This is a genomic window from Rhizomicrobium sp. (assembly GCA_037200045.1).
In the GTDB taxonomy this organism is placed as follows: domain Bacteria; phylum Pseudomonadota; class Alphaproteobacteria; order Micropepsales; family Micropepsaceae; genus Rhizomicrobium.
Map to the genome: position 1 here is coordinate 1,271,338 of JBBCHM010000002.1, position 19,240 is coordinate 1,290,577.

Here is a 19,240-nt window from a genome sequence, read left to right on the forward strand (position 1 = left end):
GACGGGCCGCGCCTTCAAGAGAAGCAGCCCGTCCGGCGGCGATTATTCCGCGGCGATGCGGATCGCGGCGGCGTCGCTGCGGTCCTTGAAGTTGATCTCCTGCAGGTAGCGGATGCCGTCCTCGGCGATGTCGTCGCCGACCATGCGGTCGCCCTCGCCCTTGAGTTCGTCCATATCGACATACATGCCGTAGAACGCCTTGGTGCGGTCGGTGATCAGGCCCGCCTTCAGCAGCGTCTTGATCAGTACGCGGAAGATGTTGGTCGATTCCTTCAGCCGCTCGCGCTGCCGCCCGCTGGCGCGCAGTTCGATCAGCCCGGCCATCACCTTCTCCGGGTCGAGGCCGAACTCCTGGTACATCTGCGCCTGCTGCTGCGGGCTGCCGAGGTTCATGATCAGCGACTGGAAGCAGTGCGCCGCCCAATCCTCCACCACATCGCGCTCGGCCTGCGACATGCGCGGGATGGTGCGATCGGCCCAGATCTTGCCGAACTTGTGATGGAACGCCTCGTCGGTCATCACGAGCTGGAACAGCTTCCGCGCCAGCGGGTCCTGGTTGTATTTGTAGCCGGTCGCGAAGGCGCCCATGGCGAGGCCCTCGACCAGCATCTGCATGCCGATGATCTTCTTGTAGACCTCCGGCGCCGAGATGATGTCGACCAGCAGCGCCTTCAGCACCGTGCCGCAAGGGCGCGGGCGGCCCCAGCGCGCCTTGACGTATTTCGCGAAGGCGGTGACGTGGCGCGCCTCTTCGCGGGTCTGGTTGGCGGCGTATTCCTGCGCCCCCTGGTCCTTCAGCACATGGCAAAGCGAGGCGGAGAGATTCAGCGCGCCCTGCTCGCCATGCAGGATGGAAGAGAAGCCCCAGAGCTGCATCTCGTTGGCGAATTTGATCTTCTGGCCGGTCTTTTCCAGGTGCTCGCGGACGTAAGGGATCTGGAGCTGGAAGACCTGGTCGTCCGGCATCATCTGGACGTTCTCGATGTCGAACGGCTCGTCGAAATCGATGTATTTCTTGTCGAGCGGGTCCCAGAAATGGTCGTGGGTCGCGCTGATGATCTTGTCGAAGGCGGTCGAGCGCTTTTCGTAGCGATCAAGCTCGATCATCGATTCGAAATCGTCCGGCGCCACCGCCTCGTAGACGATGTCCTTGGTGATGTTCCCGTCGGCCATGTTCCTCTCCCGTGTCGTTGCTTTATTGATCCACCAGCGACTGCAACAAGGCCGCGGTGCGTTCGATGAAGATTTCGCGCTCGGGCCCGGCGAGCGGCTCGTCGCGCACCAGCCGTTCCACCAGAAGGCCGATGAACACCGCCGCCAAGAGCCGCGCCCGCGCCGGCGCGCCCTCGCCGCCGATCCATTCGCGGATCGGGCCCATGAAGCGCGCCTGCACCGCCTCGTTCAGCAGCGGCGCGGTCGCCGGCGAGGTGGCGGCGCGCAGCAGGAACTGGAAGACATGGGTGCGATCGCTGTGCTCATGTGCGTGGTTGGCCATCATCTTGGCGATGTCGCGGCCGAAGCTCTTGCGGTCCCACTGGTAGATGCCGTCGGGGCTGATCGAGTCCTTAAGCGCGGCGGCGAACAGCCCGTCCTTGCCGCCGAAATAGCGGTTGATCAGCGCCGCGTCGGCGCCGGCCTCGGCGGCGATGTCGCGCAGGAAGGCGCCGTCATAGCCGGACTTGGCAAAATGCGTCTTGGCGGCGGCGAGGATGGCGGCGCGAGTCGCTTCGGCATCGCGCCGACGGGGTGCGGAACGCTCGGGAGCAAAGGCGGCAGCGTTTGTCATTCTGGGATGACACGGTGCCGAGGTCGGCAACGGATGTCAACGGGGAATGACATCCCCCTGGCGGTCGGGACGGGACGCCGGACCTACTCGATATTGTGGCGAGAAGCCGATCCACCACATCGTACTGTTTTCGAGATTGCGAAACCGATTTTCCGGCATTCGAACCGCGAAAAAATCGAGGGGGTCCCCTCTCGCCGGCCCGGTTTCTCCACGCGAGGTACACCACCGACATTGCTGATGTGGGGACGCGGGGCGGCGCCGTTCAACTTGTCACGAGGACGGTTCTAGACTCCGGCATCGCTATCGAAAGGACCCGTCATGACCCGCCCGTTTTCGATTGCCGCGGCCTCGTTCGCCGTGGCGCTGCTTGCCGCCAATCCCGCCGGCGCCTGGAGCCGGCCCGGCCATATGCTGACGGCCGCCATCGCCTTCGACGATTTGAGCGCGCACGATCCCGCTGTGCTCGACACCATCGCGGCCCTGCTCGCCAGGCATCCCGATCACGGCCCGTTCGAAGTGGCGGCAGACCGGACCAGCGGCGCCGAGCGCACGCTGCGCCTGATGATGGAATGCGCCCGCTGGCCGGACGACCAGCGGGGCACGCCCTTCGACCATCCGACCTGGCATTATGCGGAAGTAGCGACGGCCGGCGCCGGCGCGCCCGCCGACATGCCGAAGGCGGTTTCCGGCCAGGCGATCGAGGCGCTGCGCCTCACGCTGGCCGAGGCCGGCGATCCGCTGGCGCCGGTCGCGGACCGGGCGCTGGCGCTGTGCTGGGTGATGCACCTGGCGGGCGACATTCAGCAGCCGCTGCACAATTCGACGCTCTATTCGGCGACCTATCCGCAGGGCGACGCGGGCGGCGGCAAGCAGTTCGTGCGCGATCCGGAGACCGGGACGGTGGTGAGCCTGCACTGGTACTGGGACGACCGGGTCAACAAGAGCGCCGATCCGCAGACGATCAAGACCCTCGCGGCCAACATCGAGACGCGCTTTCCGCGCGGCGGCCTGAGCGAATTGTCCGGGCCGCAGGAGGTCGCGCAATGGGCGGCGGAGAGCCACGCGCTGGCGGTGCAGCACGCCTATCCGGCAAGCCTCGCGACCGCCACGGCCGAGGCGAACGCACCGACCGTCCCGGCCGATTACGCGAAGATGAGCTACGAGATCTCGTCGCGGCGTCTGGCGCTCGGCGGCTATCGCCTGGCCGACCTGCTGCGCGCGATCGCGGCGGCCCCGGTGGCGAAGGATGCGAAGTAACGCCTGACGGAGACGCCCTGCCCTCTCCCCCTGACGGGGAGAGGGTGTTTCTTCAGTACACCACCACGCTGCGGATGCTCGTGCCTTCTTCCATCAGGTGGAAGGCGTCGTTGATCTTCTCCAGCGGCAGCACATGCGTGATCATCGGGTCGATCTGGATCAGGTACCAGTCGACGATCCGCGGCGTGTCGGTGCGGCCGCGCGCGCCGCCAAACGCCGTGCCGCGCCATACCCGCCCCGTGACGAGCTGGAACGGGCGCGTCGAAATCTCCGTGCCCGCCGGCGCCACGCCGATGATGATGCTTTCGCCCCAGCCGCGATGGCAGGCCTCCACGCCTGGCGCATCACCGTCACGTTGCCGGTGCAGTCGAAGGTGTAGTCCGCCCCGCCGTCGGTCAGCGCCACGAGATGGGCGACGAGATCGCCCGCGACCTTTTTCGGATTGACAAAATGCGTCATGCCGAAGCGCTCGCCCCAGCTTTTCTTGTCGTCGTTGAGGTCGACGCCGACGATCATCTGCGCGCCGACCAGCTTCAGCCCCTGGATCACGTTGAGGCCGATGCCGCCCAGGCCAAACACGATCGCGTTCGAGCCCGGCTTGACCTTGCCCGTGTTGATCACCGCGCCGACGCCGGTGGTGACGCCGCAGCCGCAATAGCAGGCCTTGTCGAACGGCGCGTCGTCGCGGATCTTCGCCACCGCGATCTCCGGCAGCACGGTGTAGTTCGAGAAGGTCGAGCAGCCCATGTAATGGAAGATCGGCCGGCCCTTATAGGAGAAGCGCGAGGTGCCGTCGGGCATCAGGCCCTTGCCCTGGGTGGCCCTGATCGCGGTGCAGAGGGTTGGTCTTGCCCGAGAGGCACGACTTACATTGGCGGCATTCGGGCGTGTAGAGCGGGATGACGTGATCGCCCGGCTTCACGGAGGTCACGCCGGCGCCGATTTCGCGCACGATGCCGGCGCCTTCATGGCCGAGGATCGAGGGGAACAGGCCTTCGGAGTCGAGGCCCGACAGCGTGTATTGATCGGTGTGGCAGATGCCGGTGGCCTTGATCTCGACCAGCACTTCGCCGGCTTTGGGACCTTCGAGGTCGAGCTCGACGATCTCCAGCGGCTTCTTCGCTTCGAAAGCGACGGCGGCACGTGTTTTCACGGGTCTTCACCTTCGTTCTGGCAACGGCTTGCTACCCATCGCCGGGATTTTGTCGAAACCGGGAGCGAAGCCGCTTCGACACTTCCAAACCCCGTAACGAAACGGGTTTCCATGCGTTAAGGAACACGAACCGAGGAACCCACCCATGCATCTCGATATTGTGACGCTCCAGCCGCTGATCGCGCTGATCTTCGGCATTTTGATTCTGATCGTGCCGCGGATCCTCAATTACCTGATCGCCATCTACCTGATTCTGATCGGTATATTGGGGCTGTTTCCGCACCTGCTCGGCCATGTGACCGCCTGACAGCAACCATCGGCGCACCGGTCCGTTTTCTTGCCAGCGAGGCTGACGCGCAGGCGCGCGCCGGCCGCGACTGGAGGATATCATGACCGCGACGAAACCGACGGGGCCTGCGGCCAGAAGCAGACACCCGCCAGAGCACAAGACGCAGGAAGACAAGATCGACCGGCAGATGAAGGATTCCTTCCGGCGTCCGATCCGCCGTCCTTCTCGGGCGGCAAGCACATCATCGGCGCGCCGGTCGAGCGCGAAAGCGATTCGCCGACGGCGGAGACGCATGCGGTGAAGGAAGCCGAGAAGAAGGTAAAGACCGGCGACGCCAAGGTGCCGCATACTTATTGAGTCGCCTGGGACGGGAAAGTCCCTCAATTCAAAAACAGGTGTCATGCCCCGCGAATGCGGGGCACCCAGTTGATATCGCCAATAGGCGTCACCTGGGTCCGCCGCATTCGCGGCGGATGACAACCGTATTGATGATGCCAATCACTCCGCCGCCTTCGCTGCCGCGCCTTTGCCCCGTGCGATCCGTTCCTCAGCCATCCGGTCCGCGATCACGTTGGTCGGCTCGCCGTCCTTGGCGGCGCGGGTGAAGATCGCGCTCAGCGTCTCGGCGATGGCGAGGACGCGGCGGTCGACCTCTTCGTCGCTCCAGTTCTCGATCTGGGCGGCGACGCGGATGATGCCGCCGCCGTTGATCACATAGTCCGGCGCATAGAGGATGCCCAGGTCGCGCAGCATCGCGCCGTGGTGGTCGCGGGCGAGCTGGTTGTTGGCGCCGCCGGCGACGACCTTGGCGGAAAGCCGCGGGATCGACTGGTCGTTCAGGATCGCGCCGAGCGCGTTGGGCGACAGCACGTCGCATTCGCAGGTCACGATCTGGTCCGGCGTCGCGGCGACGGCGTGCAGCGTTTCGACCGCCTCGGCCACCGCCTTGAGATTGGTGTCGGCGACGATCAGCTTCGCGCCTTCGGCATGCAGCCGCTTGGCCACGCCCATGCCGACCTTGCCGAGGCCCTGGATCGCGACGCGCATGCCCTTGGTCGTGTCGACGCCGAGGCGGTGCTTCACCGCCGCCTTGAGGCCTGAGAACACGCCGAGCGCGGTGGCGGGGCCCGAGTCGCCGCCCGCCTTGCCTGGCTGGTCGTAGCCCGCGATGAATTTGGTGCCGCCGCCAGCTTCCCCAGAATTCACCGGCATGTCGGCCGGCAGGATGCCGACATCCATCGCCGTGATGTAGCGACCGCCGAGGCTGTTCACCGCTTCCGCGAAGGCGGCGAATTTCGCGTCCGACTTGTCGGTCGCGGGATTGCCGAGGATCACCGCCTTGCCGCCGCCCAGCGGCAGATCGGCGATGGCGTTCTTGTAGGACATGCCCTTGGAGAGACGCAGCGCATCGGTCAGCGCGGCGTCGCCGTTCACGTAAGGATACATCCGCGTGCCGCCGCAGGCCGGCCCCCAGCGCGGTCGAGTGGAGGGCGATGATCGCCTTCAGGCCCGTCTTCTTGTCGTCGAAAAAGGCGACCGCCTCGTGATGGTCGAAGTCGGGGGAGTCGAACACGTTCATGCAGGGGACCTTTGTTCCGGCGCGCCGCGACCATACCGCTTATGTCCGGCAATTGGCTTGCGACTTTGACGGCGCGGCCCGCAACACTGGTGCCCGCGCGGCGCGGGTTGCGCAACAAAAATCGGTTCCGCGCGGCGGCTTTACAGCGGCGCTTGCCCGTTCTCTAGTCCGCGCATGCCGAGCCTCGAAACCCTGCGAATCAAGCATCCGGAGATCCGGCCGGATTTCACCATCCAGCAGCATTGGGAGCGCTATGGCGCGGCCGAGCACGCCACCTGGAAGACTCTGTTCGAGCGCCAGGCCAAGGTGCTGCCGGGGCGGGCCTGCGACGAATCCTCGACGGGCTGAAGCGGCTCGACCTGGTGTCCGACGCCATTCCCGATTTCGAGCGGCTGTCGGACGGGCTTCAGAAGCTGACCGGCTGGCGCGTCGTCGCCGTGCCGTCGCTGGTGCCCGACGAGATCTTCTTCGACCACCTCGCCAACCGCCGCTTTCCCGCCGGCCAGTTCATCCGGCGCGCCGACCAGCTCGACTATATCGAGGAGCCGGACGTCTTCCACGACGTGTTCGGCCATGTGCCGATGCTGGCTCATCCGGTCTTCGCCGATTACATGCAGGCTTATGGCAAGGGCGGGATGCGGGCGCTGAACGAATTCCACGCGCTGAAGAATTTGGCGCGGCTCTATTGGTACACGGTCGAGTTCGGGCTGGTCGCCGGCAAGGACGGCCTGCGCATCTACGGTTCGGGCATCGTGTCGAGCCGGGCGGAATCGATCCATGCGGTCGAGAGCCCCTCGCCCAACCGCATCGGCTTCGACCTGGAGCGGGTGATGCGCACCGAGTACCGGATCGACGATTTCCAGGAGAGCTATTTCGTCATCGATGGGTTCGACGCCCTGTTCGCCGAGACCTACAAGGACTTCACCGCGCTTTATGCCAGGCTGCGGGGCGGCGAGACCTACAAGCCCGGCGACATCCTGCCGGCCGACCGCGTGCACCATCGCGGCACCCACAGCTATGTCGGCGGCAGCCACGCCGCTGACCGACGAAGGACGATTTGTGATGCGTATCCCTGCCCTTGCCCTGCTGTTCGCCCTGGCCGCCATGCCGGCGCTCGCCGCCGACGCCGTGCCGGTGAAGATCCAGGCGAGCGAGGCGGGGCAGCATGTCGGCGAGACCGCGACGGTCGTCGGCGTGCTGACGAATGTGCACGAGACCCCGGGCAAGGCCTTCCTGTGGGACATCGGCGGTGCCTATCCGGCCAATCCGCTGACCGTGTATGTGTCCAAGCACGATACGGATGTGGTGCCGAACGTCACGCCGCTGATCGGCAAGACGCTCGCCGTCACCGGGCTGATCAAGACCTATCAGGGCAAGCCGGAGATCGCCGTCAGCGATCCCAAGCAGGTGCAGGTGGCGCCATAGGGCGGAGCGATTTCCGCAACTGGCGACCAAGAACCGCATTTTCGACGACCGCCCGAAGTGTCGGGCCGGACTGCCGCTTTGATGGGCAAGGCGGCAAATTGTGCGAATCACGTCAGATCGCGACGATCGATTGGCCCACAAAGGGGCGCCATGTTGCTTAACGGACCCCCAATTCGCGCGTGCGGGGCCAGGATTTCCCCCGGTTCGCGAGAAAATTCGCCCGAATCGCCAGGCACGCCTTGACAAGGATCCGGGTTGCACGAAACCTCTCAAACAACCAGTGAGTGGGGCGGGCACTGTTCATCAACATTCACCGTTATATAAAGGTAGGTCTGGCCTGGCGCTCGGGGCCGGCTGGAGAGATTTTTGCGTGACCGCTACATCTTGCCGCCAAAAGGCGGCTTGCCCGGGTTCCGCAAGCACGAAAGGCGAGGCCAAAGACCGTGTTCGATGGCGGCAGCAAGAGGCGGCGATGGCGAGACGACAAGCGGATATTCGAGTGGGACTATCAGCATGGCCATGTCGAAATGTACGACCGCCGCGGACATCATTTGGGCGCGTACGATGCATACACTGGAAACAGCTGAAGAACGCGGATCCGAGCAAGTCGGTGGAGCCCTAATATGAACGTCAGCCTGAAACTTGTGGGCTTCAATCGCGAGACAGACGAACTCGCCGTCGAATACGACATTCCCAGCGCCAGGCGCCGGAAGCGCTGGATATCGCCAATCCGACCCACATCGAGAGGCTCGGCGACATACCCCTCAGCAAGCGAATGGCCGACCAGATTGCCGGTCTCCTCGGCAGGCGCCTGGAGAGCACTGGCCAGGACTATCTGCTCGAGCAATCGGCCGAACCGGCCGAACAAGGCTAGCGCCGCCGGTAGCTAACCGGCCGGGTCGGGTGCCAGCGGCACCGACATCCAGAACTCGGAATCGAAAATGCGGGCGCCATCCGATTGCGACGCGCTCGCTCTATAGCAGCTCCGCCACCAGCGGGCGGTAGTCGGTCATCGCGCGCAGATAGGCGGCGATGGGCATCGCCGGGGACGAAGACCGGTTCGGCCATTTCGTCGTCCTCGCGCCGCGCGAACGCCTCCAGGACGCCGTCGCGCGTCAGCGCCGTGTCGAGCGCGGCGATGACAAGCACGTTGGAGGTCGTCGACAGCACGATGCCGAGGCCGGTCATCGCCCGAGCCGGTCGCTTGCGATGCCGATCTCCTCGCGGATTTCCTTGGCGACGTTGCGGGCGAGGTCGGGCGGCGCATCGTCCGGCTGAAAGCCGCCGCCGATGAAATCGATGGCGCCGTTGATCGCGCGCTTGCCGAACACATAGTGCCCGTCGGCGGTGGCGAGCAGCGCGGCGGTCGAGATGTGATGGAACGGAGCGAGGCCGCGCGCCGCATGCTCCTTGTGCAGCGGGCGATAGGTGGCGATGTGGCGGAACGCGGCGGTGCCGAGGCGAAGGATGCCGCGTCCGTCGGTGAGATCCTCCAGATGGGTGAGCCGGTAATGCGTGCCGTCCCACAAAGTATGATTGCGCTCGGCCGCCGCCGCGACGCGTTTCGCCCAGGCCTCGGCGACGAGCGCCTCATAGGCGGCGTCGCAACGCCACGGCTCCGCGGCGACCGACAGGCCGAAGGCGTCCAGCGCGAACGGGCCTTTCAGCAGGATGCGCGGTTCGTACATCGCCTCAATCCACCGGACGCGGCGCCTGCGGCACGGTCTCCCAGAATTCCGGATCGTGGCCGTAGAAGATGCGGGCGCCGTCGGATTGCATCCGGCGCAGCAGCGCCAGGCTTTCGAGCATCTGGTCGCGCTTGTAGAGGCTGGCCGGCAGATGCAGCGCCTCGAGCGTGCGCCGCAGGTAGCAGCAATCGGCCGCCAGCACGATCGTTCCGCTCGCGGTGCGCACGCGCAGCGACTGGTGGCCGGGGGTGTGGCCCGGAGTCGGGAAGACAACCACGCTGTCGTCGCCGAAGAGGTCGAGCTCGCCCTCGATCTCGCGCGTGCTTTGCATGTGCGCGAAGTCGAGCGGGTTGTAGACGCCGGCGGCCTGCATGGCGGGACGCTGCGCCGCGCGCCATTCCTTGGCATGGACGACCAGCGTCGCGTTCGGGAAGAAGCCATTGCCGCCGCAATGGTCGTAATGCAGGTGCGAGTTGACGACATAGCGGATGTCGGACGGCGTGAGGCCGAGGCGGGCAAGCTGGCTCGCGATATCGGCGCCTTGCGGGAAATCGATCTGCCAATCCTTGGCCGAGGGGCCCAGCATCTGCGCCTGGCGCTGGCGCAGCTCGATGTTGAGGCCGGTGTCGAACAGGACCTTTCCCTGATCGTGCGCGATCAGATAGGCCGGCACCGGGACCGTGATCCTGCCGCTCTCCCCTTTCAGGAAGCCGTGGCGGTCGCCGGTGACATGGCCGCAGGTGAAGGCGAAGAGTTCGGCCGCCATGTCAGGATCCGTCCAGGGCGGAAAGGACTTCGCCCTCGGTCAGAACCTGGGGCAGCACCTTGGGCTCGGCGGCGCCGGGCGCGTAGTAGAGATAGAGCGGCACGCCGGATCGTCCGTGGGCGGATAAAAGCGCGGTGATCGCCGGATCGCGGCGCGTCCAGTCGGCGATCAGATAGGCGATGTGCCTGTCGGCGAAAGCCTGGCGGACGGCGGCGCGCGACAGCGCGGTCTCGTCGTTGACGAGGCAGGTGATGCACCAGGCGGCGGTGGCGTTGACGAACACGGCTCTGTTGGCGGCGCGCAGGCCGGCGAGCCGCGCGGCCGAATAGGGCTCCGACGGGATGCCGGTGACGTTGATCGTGCTGGCCTGGGCCGGCGCGGATTTGAGGAAGGAGAGGCAGGAGAGCGCCGCGAGGATGGCGATCAGCGTGACCAGCGCGCCGATGCCCCGGCCGCGCGGGCGGAAGGTTCGGCTGACGCCCCAGATCCAGGCGCCGAAGCCGGTCGCGACCATCGCCCGCCAGGATCGCCGCCACCGCGTTGGCGCCGGCCTGCTGCGCCAGCACCCAGGACGAGCCACGCCGCCGTGCCGTACATCGCGAAGGCGAGCGCCTGCTTGAAGCGGATCATCCAGCCGCCGGGGCGCGGCAACGCACGCATCAAGAGCGGCGAAACGCGATCAGCACGAAAGGCGCCGCGAAACCGAGGCCGAGCGCCAGGAAGATACCGAGCGCCAGCGCGGCGGTCTGCGTCAGCGCATAGCCGAGCGCGGCGGCCATGAACGGCGCGGTGCAGGGCGCGGCGACCGCGACCGCCAGCACGCCGGTGAAGAACGAGCCCGCCACACCGCCGGCACGGGTGAGACTGTCGCCGCCGCCGAAGCCGGCGACCTCGAACACGCCGGAGAGATTGAGGCCAACGCCGAACATCAGCAGCGCGAATCCCGCCACGACCAGCGGCTCCTGGAGCTGGAAGCCCCAGCCGATCGCGGCGCCGCCGCCGCGCAGCGCCAGCAGCAATCCGCCGAGCGCCAGGAAGCTCAGCACCGCGCCGCTACCATAGGCGAAGCTCTCGCGCACCGCCTCGGCGCGGTCGCGGCCAGAAAGCGACGACAGCGCGAAGGCCTTCATCGCCAGGATCGGCAGCACGCAGGGCATCAGGTTCAGGATCAACCCGCCGAGGAAGGCGAGGAGCAGCGCGGCGGCAAGGCCGATCCCGCTTTCGCCGCCGCTGGTATCGAAAACGGCTTCGGGCACCGGGCCGGGAAGCGCCTTGACCAGCAGGGGCTGGATCGAGCCGTCCACCGAGGTGAGAACGACCACGCCTTCGAGCGCGCCGCCCGTCTTGGCGAGCTTCTTGCCCGGCGCCATGCGCAGCACCAGGCCGTCGGAGGCGAAGCCCATGCCCTGCGCCGCCGGTCCGTTCACCATCCCGTCGCTCAGCGGAAAGAATTCGGCGTGCAGCGGATGGGCGTCGGCGAGCGGCTTGGCGGCGACGAAGAGATCGAGCGCGTCGCCGAGACGATAATGCGTCGCCCAGGGCGAAGGCGTCGGCAATTTCGCGCGCGCGGCGGCGAACCCGGCGGCGTTCGGCGAAGCGGTCGGCGTGCCGATGGTGACCGGCAAGGTCAGCGTCGCGTCTTCGGGAATGCAGACTTCCTTGCAGACGAGCCAGGTCGCCGCCGCCTTCAGCGTGACGACCTCGCCGGGCTTCGCATCCTTCGGCGCGGTGACGGTGGAGAGGATCCAGGCCTTGCCCTCATAGCCGTAATCCATGAACGGGCCGACCGGCAGGCGCTTGGGGTAAGGCCATTGCAGCGGACCAAAGCTCCAGCCGGCGGGGAGCTTCCAGTCGAGCGTCGTCGGCTGGCCGACATCGCCGGGGTTCAGCCAGTAGGTGTGCCAGCCGGGGCGGATGTCCTGCTCGAAGGCGACGGTCTCGGTGCCGCCGGGGGCGAGGCGGTCGTGCTCGGCGATCAGGCGCGCATGGACCTTGGGCAGGTCGTCGATCTGCGCCGCGGCGGGGGCGGCGAAAGACAGCGCGAACAGCAGGGGCAAGAGCCGCTTCATGCACGGGTCATAGCCGCGTCCGCACCGCTTATCCAGCGCCCTCGCGCGAGCGTGACCGGGTGGACCGAGCCGGACATCACGCACCCGATGTCATCCGCCGCGAATGCGGCGGACCCAGTTGAAACATGAACCGGCGAGCAGATGTCACCTGGGTCCGCCCCATTCGCGGCGGATGACACCACTATTTGATTTCACGAACTTCCCGGGATGCTAGGTTCGCCGCAATCACTATCGGGAGACGATCATGCGCGGCAGCAAAAAGGCAATGGGGTCGCTCGACATGCCGTTCACCAGCAAGCTGCTGATCCAGGTGTCGCAGGAGCCATAAGTGCGCATCACCGGCGGGGAATATCGCGGCCGTCCGCTGGCCGAGCCGGCGGACAATCGGGTGCGGCCGACCTCCGACAAGGTGCGCCAGGCGATCTTCAACATCCTCGCGCACAACGCTTTCGGCTTCGAACTGGACGGCGCCAAGGTCGTCGACCTGTTCGCGGGAACCGGCGCGCTGGGGCTGGAGGCGCTCAGCCGGGGCGCCTCTTTCGCGCTGTTCGTCGACGACAGCGCCGAGAGCCGCGCGCTGATCCGCGCCAATGTCGAGACGCTGAACCTGACCGGCGCGACCAAGATCTGGCGGCGCGACGCCACCGCGCTGGGGCCGCTCGGCGCGGGCGCCGGCGGGCCGTTCACCCTCGCCTTCCTCGACGCGCCTTATCGCAAGGGGCTGAGCGAGAAAGCGCTGGCCAGCCTCGCCGAGGGCGGCTGGCTCGCCCCCGGCGCGGTGATCGTCGCGGAGACGGCGGCGGACGAGGCGCTATCGGCGCCCGCCGGCTTCCGGGCGCTCGATGCGCGAAGCTATGGCGAGACCGCGGTTCATATCCTCAAGGGGAGCGCAGCGTGACTCTCACGACCACGACCTTCCGCCCCGCCACCGCCGACGATGCCCGCTTCCTCGGCTGGGCGATGTTCATGGCGGCGCGCGGACATTTGCCGCGCGGCTGGTTCGACATCGTGCTCCAGCGGCCGGTCGAGTTCGGCGTCGCGTTCTGCACCCGGCTCGCCAATGCCGAGGCGCGGTCGTGGTGGCACCATTCCTTCTTCACGGTGGCCGAGGTCGACGGCGTGGCCGCCGCCGCGGCCTGCGCCTTCGCCGACAACGCGCCCTATATGGTCTCGGACGAAGCGATGGCCGAAGCCTCCGACAGGATGGGGATCGGCAAGGCGGAACAGGCCGAGCTGTGGCCGCGCGGCGCCTTCATCCTGAACGCGACGACCGGCGAGGACGATTGCTGGACGATCGAGAACGTCGCCACCTGGCCGGATTATCGCGGCCGCGGCGTGGCGCGGGCGCTGATCGCGCACATGCTGCGCGAGATGGGTCCGCCGAAACGGGCGCAGATCAGCTTTCTGATCGGCAACGCGCCGGCCGAGCATTGCTACCGTTCCTGCGGCTTCGTGTTCGCGGAAGACAAAACGGACAAGGTATTCGAGGCGGCGATGGGCGTGCCGGGCATCCGGCGGCTGGCGCGGGATCTTTGACTACGCCGCCACGGCCGCCGGGGCGCCGAGGCCGAGCGCGCCGATATTGGTCTCCAGCACCGCGTGGAAGAACTGCGTCTTGGAGGCGTCGGCGCCGGTGAAATCGGGCGCCAGCGTCTTGCCGTTCGCCAGCTTGAGGCTGCCGAGATTGGCCTTCTCGAATTCGGCATGGGCGAGCTTGCAGTTGCGGAACGAGGCGCCACGCAGATCGGCGCCGGTGAAGTTGCATTCGCGCAGATCGCTGCCGTCGAAGCGCGCGCCCTGAAGCTGGCTGTCGGAGAAATCGACGCCGATGGCCATGGCGCCGCGGATCGAAATGCCGGTCAGCGGCCTTGCGGCGAAGCGTCCGCGCACCACGCGCAAATCCTCGCCGTCGAACACCGCCTGCGCGCCGCGGGTGGCGGCGCTGGCGATGCAGAGCGCGTGCGCCTCCAGCATCGCCGCGAGGTCTTCGGCCTTGGCGGCGGCCTCGTCGGTGACGTCCATCACGCAGCCTTCGAACGCTTCGGGCGGCAGGTCGAGATCGGCGACGTTCACGCCGGTGAGCACCGCGTTCTTGAAGCTGACATTGGAGAGCCGCGCGTTCTTGAAGTTCGCGCCTTCCAGGATCGCGCCGGTGAAATTCACCCCGTCCAGCCGGGCATGGCCGAACGACGCGCCCTTGAGCGAGGCGTTGGCGAAATCGACGCGCACGGTCTCCTCGGCGACCGCGCCGGGGCCCTTATAGGCGACGGTCGCGGCGCGCAGATCGGCGCCGTCGAGCTTGGCGAAGGACAGCTTGGCGCCGCAGATCGAGGCGCCGCGCATGTCGGTCTTGATCATGCGCGCGGACGTGAAGTCGCAGTCGCGCAGATCGGCGCAGTGCAGATTGGCGCGCTCCAGATTGGTGCCGAACGCGGTCGCGCCGACCAGCGAGGCGAAGGAGAAATCGGCCTCGGCCAGATTGCGGTTGGCGAGGTTGAGGCGGTCGAGCTTGGTGCGCGCCAGCTCCGCCTTGGCGGCGCCTTTCTGGTAGGCGAGGAGCCGCTCATGCGCCAGCAGGACCGCGTTCAGCTCCTGCTGCGTCAGCACTTTTCGCGGCTCGGAATAATAGTTCTTGAGCATCTACGCCCCGGCCATCGGCCTTAACCGCCCTGTTAAGACTTCCTAGAGCGTCTCAGACAAGTGTTAAGGAAAGGCTTGGGAAAATCGTTAACGAGAGATGTCGCGCCGCGCGCGACGCTAAGCGTCGGCGAGTCCGAGCACGGCAATCCGGTCCTCCAGAATGCTGTCGTAGAATTGTCCCGGGCTTGCGGCGGCGCCGGTCAGGTCCGGCGCGATCGCCGTTCCGTCGCGCAGCACCAGACGCGAGAGATTCGCCTTGTCGAACTTGGCATGCGCCAGCTTCGCGGACCGCAGCGAGGCGCCGCGCAGATCGGCGCCCGAGAAATCGGCGTCGCGCAAATCCGCGCCGTCGAGCTTGGCGGCCTGAAGCTGGGCGCCGGAGAAATCGATCCCGATGGCGATCGCGCCGCGCGCCGACAGGCCCACCAGGCTGCGCCCCGCCAGCAGGCCGCCCAGGGGACGGATGTCCTCGCCGTCGAACACCGCCGGCGCGCCCTCGGCGCCATGGCTCGTTATCCAGCGGCGATGCGCATCGAGGCGACTTTTCAATGCATCGACCTTTTCGGCCGGCACCGGCGCGGCGTCGGTCACGCAGCCTTCCAGGGCCGAGGCCGGCACCTGCAATTCGTGCATCGCGACGCCGGTCAGCACCGCGTTCTTGAACGTGGCATTGGTGAGCCGGGCGCCCCTGAAGCTGGCACCCTGCAGGAGCGCGCCGGTGAAGATCGCGCCGTCCAGTTTCGCGTTGCCGAAGGATGCGCCCTTCATCGAGCAGTTCGAGAAGTCGACGCTGGGCGCGCCCTTGCCGCGGTCGCGGCTGATGACGGTGATGCCGCCGGCCGCCGCGTACATCATCGTCGCCGCCCGCAGGTCGGCGGCGTCGAGCACCGCGAAGGACAACTTGGCGCCGTTGAACGAGGCGCCGCGCAGATCGGCGCGCGGCAGCCGCGAGGACTGCATGTTGCAGCCACGCAAATCGGCGCAATAGAGGACCGCCCGCTCCAGATTGGAGCCGCTTATATTGGCGCCCACCAGCGAGGCGCCGCTGAAATCGGCTTCGGTCAGATTGCGGTTGGCGAGATTGAGCCCGTCGAGCCTGGCATGGGCGAGATGCGCGCGCAGCCCGCCGCTGGTGCGGGCCAGATAGCGCTCGTGCGATTGGAGCACCGTGTTCAGCTCCTGCTGCGTCAACGCGGTGCGCGTTTCCTCGTAGAGATTTCTCAACATGGCAGGTCCGCCATACCCATTCTGGGTTTAAGGTCATCTCCAAACTAACCCGTGAGTTGTAAATTTTCGATGTAATGCGTGGTCGCTTGAAGCGGCGCGCGATCTTCAGCGCCGTCCGAACAGCCGTTCGATATCGGCGAGCTTGAGCTCGACATAGGTCGGGCGGCCGTGATTGCACTGGCCCGAATGCGGCGTCGCTTCCATCTCGCGCAACAGCGCGTTCATCTCCTCACCCGTGAGGCGGCGGCCGGCGCGCACGCTCATATGGCAGGCCAGCGTGCCGGAGATTTCTTCGAGCCGCTCCTTGAGCGACAGCGCGTTGCCGGTCTCCGCGATGTCGTCGGCGAGATCGCGGATCAGCGCCTTGATGTCGGCCTGGCCGAGCAGCGCCGGCATTTCGCGCACCATCACCGCGTCGGGGCCGAACGGCTCGACCACGAGGCCGAGCTCGGCAAGCTCGCCGGCGCGCGCGGCGAGGCGCGCGACTTCGGCGGGATCGAGCTCGACCACTTCGGGAATGAGCAGCGGCTGGCGCGCGATGCCGCCATCGGCCAGCGCCTTCTTCATCCGCTCATAGACGAGGCGCTCATGCGCCGCGTGCTGGTCGACGATCACGATGCCGTCGGCGGTCTGGGCGACGACATAGGTCTCGTGCAGTTGGGCGCGGGCGACGCCGAGCGGCAGGTCGGGCTGCGGCGCCTCCGGCTGCGCCTCGACGCGCGCCGCCGGCGCGGTGTCGGCGAGCAGCGGGGCGTAGAAAGCGCGGCCCGGATCGTTCGCCGAAGGACGGCGGGTATAATCCTGCTGGTAGAACGGCGCGTTCGCTTGCGGGCGCAGCGCCGCCAATGCCGCGCCGGCGACGGTGGTCGAGGCGCGGTGGCCGGCCTCGGCCAGGGCATCCTTCAAGGACGAGACGATCAGTCCACGGACCAATCCGGCGTCGCGGAAGCGCACCTCGGTCTTGGCGGGATGCACGTTGACGTCGACGAAGGCGGGATCGCATTCCAGGAACAGGGCGAGCGCGGGATGGCGGTCGCGGGCGAGGAAATCGGCATAGGCGCCGCGCACCGCGCCGATCAGCAGCTTGTCGCGCACCGGGCGGCCGTTGACGAACAGGAACTGCATCTGCGCGTTGGCGCGGTTGTAGGTCGGAAGCCCGGCGAAGCCCGCGATGGTCACGCCTTCGCGGCTGACGTTCACCGGCGCGGCGTTGTCGCCGAATTCGCGGCCCATGATCTTGGCAAGGCGTTTCAACTGCGGGCCGATGAGATCGGTCTCCGCCGGCAGGTCGAGCGCGCGGCGGCCGTCGAGCGTCAGCGTGAAGGCGACATCGGGCCGGGCCATGGCGAGGCGCTTGACGATGTCGAGCGTCGCCAGATCCTCCGAGCGCGTCGATTTGAGGAATTTCAGGCGCGCCGGCGTGGCGAAAAACAACTCGCGCACTTCGGCGCGCGTGCCGTGCTGGCCCTTGGCGCGAAAACCGGTGGGCTGGGGCGCGACGACGCTGCCGCCGTCGATGCGGATTTCGTGCGCGTCGCTCGTCGCGGTGCGGCTGGCGATGGTGAGGCGCGCCACGGCGCCGATCGAGGGCAGCGCCTCGCCGCGAAACCCCATCGTGACGATGTGGAAGAGATCGTCGCCCGGCAGCTTCGACGTGGCATGGCGCTCGATGGCGAGCGCGAGGTCGGCGGCCTCCATGCCGTCGCCGTCGTCCTCGACCAGGATGAGATCGGCGCCGCCGTTGGAGACCGCGATGTCGACGCGCCGCGCGCCGGCGTCGAGCGCGTTCTCGACCAGTTCCTTCACCGCGCTGGCCGGCCGCTCGACCACCTCGCCGGCGGCGATGCGGTTCACGGTTCCTTCCGAGAGGCGGCGAATCTTCATCGCGCGACTATACACGCGCGGCCGTGACGGCGCGCAAAACCCCTGTGGATGAAGGGTTTCACGCGGAGGCGCGGAGACGCGGAATGCGAAAACCTCCGCGTCCTCCGCGGCTCCGCGTGAGGCCTCCGACGCGCTTCGCGCGTCATTTTCCCGCCAGATATTCCCGCGCCAGGACCTTGCCTTCTTCCACGCCGGGCTGGTCGAAGGGATCGACGCCCATCAGGCGGCCCATCAGGATCGTCTCCAGCATGAAATGCATCATCAGGGCGCCGACGCCGGTCTCGTCGATCTTGGGGATGCGGATCTGGCGGACGGGGCGCTTGTTGCGCGACAGCGTCGCGGCGGTGGCGCGGGCCTCGGCGGCGACGAGATCGCCCATGTGCTTGCCGGCGAGATAATCGAGACCGAGCGCGCGGGAGCGCTCCGGCGGCGCGATGAGACCCTCGCCTTTCGTGTCGGGCGCGACGACGGTGTAGAGCGCGTCGTTGGGACCGTCGCGAAAAAGCTGGAGCTGGCTGTGCTGGTCGACCGGGCCGACCGCGCCGACCGGCGTCGAACCCTTGCCGTCCTTGCCGAGGCTTTCGGCCCAGAGCTGGCGCCACCAGCCGGAAAAGGTCGCGAGGCGATCGGCATAGTTCCAGAGCACCGTGTGATTCAGCTTGCCCGCCTTCGCCAGCGCGTGATGCAGCGCGGCGCCGGCGAGCGGGCCATTCGCTTCGCCCTCGCTCGCGAGCGTGGCGTCGATCACGGCCTTGGCGCCGGCGCGCAGGGCGGATACGTCGAGACCCATCAGCAGGGCGGGCAGCACGCCGACCATGCTGAGCACCGAATACCGGCCGCCGATGCCGAGCGGATGATCGAGCTTGGGCGCGCCGATCGAGTCGGCGAAGTCCGCCAGCGGGCTTTTCTTCGGCTCGGTGATCGCGACGAAGTGCTGCTTCAGCCATTTGCCGCCGCCGGCCTTCTCGATGGCGTCGGCCGCGGTCAGAGCCTGGAACAGCGTCTCCGCCGTGCCGCCGGATTTGGAGATCACCACGAAGCGCGTGGTCTTGAGGTCGACCGAGGCCAGCGTCTCCTGCCAGCTCCAGGGATCGGGATTGTCGTGGAAGGTGACGCGCGGCGCGCCGTCCCTCTTCGCGATGGCCTTCAGCGCCTGGCCGCCGAGGCTGGAGCCACCGATGCCGAGCACGGCGATGTCGGAGGAGTCCTTGGTCCAGGTGTCGGCGACGGCCTTCGCCGCCGCGATGTCGTCGGTGCGCTCGACGATGTCGAGCAGTTCGAGCGCGTGAGCCTTCTTCTGCTCGCGCAACCAGGCGAGCGCGGCGGCGCCCTCCTTCAGCGCGGAGTCGAAGGCAGCGCGTGGAACGGCACCGGGGCCGGAGAGAGCGAGATCGAGGGAGATGGTGAAGGGCAGCGACATGGCATACGTCCTCATGGCTACCCTCCCCTTGAGGGAGGGTCGAATTCCAGCGACAAT

The 19,240-nt window shown here is 67.2% G+C and carries 19 protein-coding genes and 2 pseudogenes; 6 read left to right on the plus strand and 15 right to left on the minus strand.

What is annotated here, in order from left to right:
- Positions 1 to 42: 42 nt before the first annotated feature.
- Complete coding sequence (locus WDM86_21350) at positions 43 to 1,173, minus strand: ferritin-like domain-containing protein (GenBank protein ID MEI9992566.1); 1,131 nt, start codon at positions 1,171 to 1,173, stop codon at positions 43 to 45.
- 22 nt (positions 1,174 to 1,195) lie between these two features.
- On the minus strand, positions 1,196 to 1,786 hold the full coding sequence (locus tag WDM86_21355) for a TetR family transcriptional regulator (GenBank protein ID MEI9992567.1): 591 nt from the start codon (positions 1,784 to 1,786) through the stop codon (positions 1,196 to 1,198).
- 318 nt (positions 1,787 to 2,104) lie between these two features.
- On the opposite strand from WDM86_21355, the gene WDM86_21360 reads away from it, so the two are divergent.
- The gene (locus tag WDM86_21360) at positions 2,105 to 3,043 is read left to right on the plus strand and encodes a S1/P1 nuclease (GenBank protein ID MEI9992568.1); all 939 of its coding nucleotides are present in this window, start codon (positions 2,105 to 2,107) and stop codon (positions 3,041 to 3,043) included.
- Between the two features lie 52 nt (positions 3,044 to 3,095).
- Here the strand turns inward: WDM86_21360 and WDM86_21365 are convergent.
- Positions 3,096 to 4,196, minus strand: a pseudogene (locus WDM86_21365) (S-(hydroxymethyl)glutathione dehydrogenase/class III alcohol dehydrogenase).
- A gap of 145 nt (positions 4,197 to 4,341) precedes the next feature.
- Here WDM86_21365 and WDM86_21370 point away from each other — a divergent pair.
- Positions 4,342 to 4,503, plus strand: a complete 162-nt coding sequence (locus WDM86_21370) for a DUF3096 domain-containing protein (GenBank protein ID MEI9992569.1) — start codon at positions 4,342 to 4,344, stop codon at positions 4,501 to 4,503.
- A gap of 30 nt (positions 4,504 to 4,533) precedes the next feature.
- Positions 4,534 to 4,842, plus strand: coding sequence for a hypothetical protein (locus tag WDM86_21375; GenBank protein MEI9992570.1), 309 nt, complete (start codon positions 4,534 to 4,536; stop codon positions 4,840 to 4,842).
- Positions 4,843 to 4,983: 141 nt separating this feature from the next.
- Here WDM86_21375 and WDM86_21380 read toward each other — a convergent pair whose 3' ends face one another.
- The 3 genes and pseudogenes from WDM86_21380 to WDM86_21390 all read right to left on the minus strand — a co-directional run bounded on the left by WDM86_21380 (position 4,984) and on the right by WDM86_21390 (position 7,098).
- Entirely contained in the window at positions 4,984 to 5,724 is a 741-nt protein-coding gene (locus tag WDM86_21380) for a Glu/Leu/Phe/Val dehydrogenase family protein (GenBank protein MEI9992571.1), read from the minus strand.
- Positions 5,704 to 5,946: pseudogene (locus WDM86_21385) on the minus strand (Glu/Leu/Phe/Val dehydrogenase dimerization domain-containing protein). The gene WDM86_21380 and the pseudogene WDM86_21385 overlap by 21 nt, the downstream one beginning before the upstream one ends.
- A 369-nt stretch (positions 5,947 to 6,315) precedes the next feature.
- Complete coding sequence (locus WDM86_21390; protein ID MEI9992572.1) at positions 6,316 to 7,098, minus strand: hypothetical protein; 783 nt, start codon at positions 7,096 to 7,098, stop codon at positions 6,316 to 6,318.
- Between the two features lie 28 nt (positions 7,099 to 7,126).
- On the opposite strand from WDM86_21390, the gene WDM86_21395 reads away from it, so the two are divergent.
- Entirely contained in the window at positions 7,127 to 7,489 is a 363-nt protein-coding gene (locus WDM86_21395; protein ID MEI9992573.1) for a hypothetical protein, read from the plus strand.
- 870 nt (positions 7,490 to 8,359) lie between these two features.
- Here the strand turns inward: WDM86_21395 and WDM86_21400 are convergent.
- From WDM86_21400 to WDM86_21420, 5 genes are all read right to left on the minus strand, one after another.
- Entirely contained in the window at positions 8,360 to 8,677 is a 318-nt protein-coding gene (locus WDM86_21400; protein MEI9992574.1) for a hypothetical protein, read from the minus strand.
- Positions 8,674 to 9,177, minus strand: coding sequence for a hypothetical protein (locus WDM86_21405; protein ID MEI9992575.1), 504 nt, complete (start codon positions 9,175 to 9,177; stop codon positions 8,674 to 8,676). The genes WDM86_21400 and WDM86_21405 overlap by 4 nt, the downstream gene beginning before the upstream one ends.
- 4 nt (positions 9,178 to 9,181) lie before the next feature.
- Complete coding sequence (locus WDM86_21410; GenBank protein ID MEI9992576.1) at positions 9,182 to 9,943, minus strand: N-acyl homoserine lactonase family protein; 762 nt, start codon at positions 9,941 to 9,943, stop codon at positions 9,182 to 9,184.
- Between the two features lies 1 nt (position 9,944).
- Positions 9,945 to 10,457, minus strand: a complete 513-nt coding sequence (locus WDM86_21415) for a thioredoxin family protein (GenBank protein ID MEI9992577.1) — start codon at positions 10,455 to 10,457, stop codon at positions 9,945 to 9,947.
- Positions 10,458 to 10,602: 145 nt separating this feature from the next.
- Positions 10,603 to 12,012 carry a protein-disulfide reductase DsbD domain-containing protein gene (locus tag WDM86_21420; GenBank protein MEI9992578.1) on the minus strand — a complete coding sequence of 470 codons (1,410 nt, stop codon included), beginning with the start codon at positions 12,010 to 12,012 and terminating at the stop codon, positions 10,603 to 10,605.
- A gap of 328 nt (positions 12,013 to 12,340) precedes the next feature.
- On the opposite strand from WDM86_21420, the gene rsmD reads away from it, so the two are divergent.
- Entirely contained in the window at positions 12,341 to 12,910 is a 570-nt protein-coding gene (gene rsmD, locus WDM86_21425; GenBank protein MEI9992579.1) for a 16S rRNA (guanine(966)-N(2))-methyltransferase RsmD, read from the plus strand.
- Positions 12,907 to 13,548, plus strand: coding sequence for a GNAT family N-acetyltransferase (locus tag WDM86_21430; GenBank protein MEI9992580.1), 642 nt, complete (start codon positions 12,907 to 12,909; stop codon positions 13,546 to 13,548). The genes rsmD and WDM86_21430 overlap by 4 nt, the downstream gene beginning before the upstream one ends.
- Here the strand turns inward: WDM86_21430 and WDM86_21435 are convergent, their stop codons facing one another.
- The 4 genes from WDM86_21435 to WDM86_21450 all read right to left on the minus strand — a co-directional run bounded on the left by WDM86_21435 (position 13,549) and on the right by WDM86_21450 (position 19,198).
- The gene (locus WDM86_21435) at positions 13,549 to 14,652 is read right to left on the minus strand and encodes a pentapeptide repeat-containing protein (protein MEI9992581.1); all 1,104 of its coding nucleotides are present in this window, start codon (positions 14,650 to 14,652) and stop codon (positions 13,549 to 13,551) included.
- A 117-nt stretch (positions 14,653 to 14,769) separates the two neighbouring features.
- A complete protein-coding gene (locus WDM86_21440) occupies positions 14,770 to 15,879 on the minus strand; it encodes a pentapeptide repeat-containing protein (GenBank protein MEI9992582.1) in 1,110 nt (369 codons plus the stop codon).
- A gap of 105 nt (positions 15,880 to 15,984) precedes the next feature.
- Entirely contained in the window at positions 15,985 to 17,763 is a 1,779-nt protein-coding gene (gene mutL / locus WDM86_21445; GenBank protein MEI9992583.1) for a DNA mismatch repair endonuclease MutL, read from the minus strand.
- 142 nt (positions 17,764 to 17,905) lie between these two features.
- Positions 17,906 to 19,198 (minus strand): hypothetical protein, encoded by a 1,293-nt coding sequence (locus WDM86_21450; GenBank protein MEI9992584.1) that lies wholly within the window; start codon positions 19,196 to 19,198, stop codon positions 17,906 to 17,908.
- Positions 19,199 to 19,240: the final 42 nt, after the last annotated feature.

Coding starts and splice junctions, on each gene's coding strand:
- WDM86_21350 (MEI9992566.1), bottom strand. CDS start 1,173: ATGGCCGACGGGAACATCACCAAGGACATCGTCTACGAGGCGGTGGCG.
- WDM86_21355 (MEI9992567.1), bottom strand. CDS start 1,786: ATGACAAACGCTGCCGCCTTTGCTCCCGAGCGTTCCGCACCCCGTCGG.
- WDM86_21360 (MEI9992568.1), top strand. CDS start 2,105: ATGACCCGCCCGTTTTCGATTGCCGCGGCCTCGTTCGCCGTGGCGCTG.
- WDM86_21370 (MEI9992569.1), top strand. CDS start 4,342: ATGCATCTCGATATTGTGACGCTCCAGCCGCTGATCGCGCTGATCTTC.
- WDM86_21380 (MEI9992571.1), bottom strand. CDS start 5,724: ATGGATGTCGGCATCCTGCCGGCCGACATGCCGGTGAATTCTGGGGAA.
- WDM86_21395 (MEI9992573.1), top strand. CDS start 7,127: ATGCGTATCCCTGCCCTTGCCCTGCTGTTCGCCCTGGCCGCCATGCCG.
- WDM86_21400 (MEI9992574.1), bottom strand. CDS start 8,677: ATGACCGGCCTCGGCATCGTGCTGTCGACGACCTCCAACGTGCTTGTC.
- WDM86_21405 (MEI9992575.1), bottom strand. CDS start 9,177: ATGTACGAACCGCGCATCCTGCTGAAAGGCCCGTTCGCGCTGGACGCC.
- WDM86_21410 (MEI9992576.1), bottom strand. CDS start 9,943: ATGGCGGCCGAACTCTTCGCCTTCACCTGCGGCCATGTCACCGGCGAC.
- WDM86_21415 (MEI9992577.1), bottom strand. CDS start 10,457: ATGGTCGCGACCGGCTTCGGCGCCTGGATCTGGGGCGTCAGCCGAACC.
- WDM86_21420 (MEI9992578.1), bottom strand. CDS start 12,012: ATGAAGCGGCTCTTGCCCCTGCTGTTCGCGCTGTCTTTCGCCGCCCCC.
- WDM86_21435 (MEI9992581.1), bottom strand. CDS start 14,652: ATGCTCAAGAACTATTATTCCGAGCCGCGAAAAGTGCTGACGCAGCAG.
- WDM86_21440 (MEI9992582.1), bottom strand. CDS start 15,879: ATGTTGAGAAATCTCTACGAGGAAACGCGCACCGCGTTGACGCAGCAG.
- mutL (MEI9992583.1), bottom strand. CDS start 17,763: ATGAAGATTCGCCGCCTCTCGGAAGGAACCGTGAACCGCATCGCCGCC.
- WDM86_21450 (MEI9992584.1), bottom strand. CDS start 19,198: ATGAGGACGTATGCCATGTCGCTGCCCTTCACCATCTCCCTCGATCTC.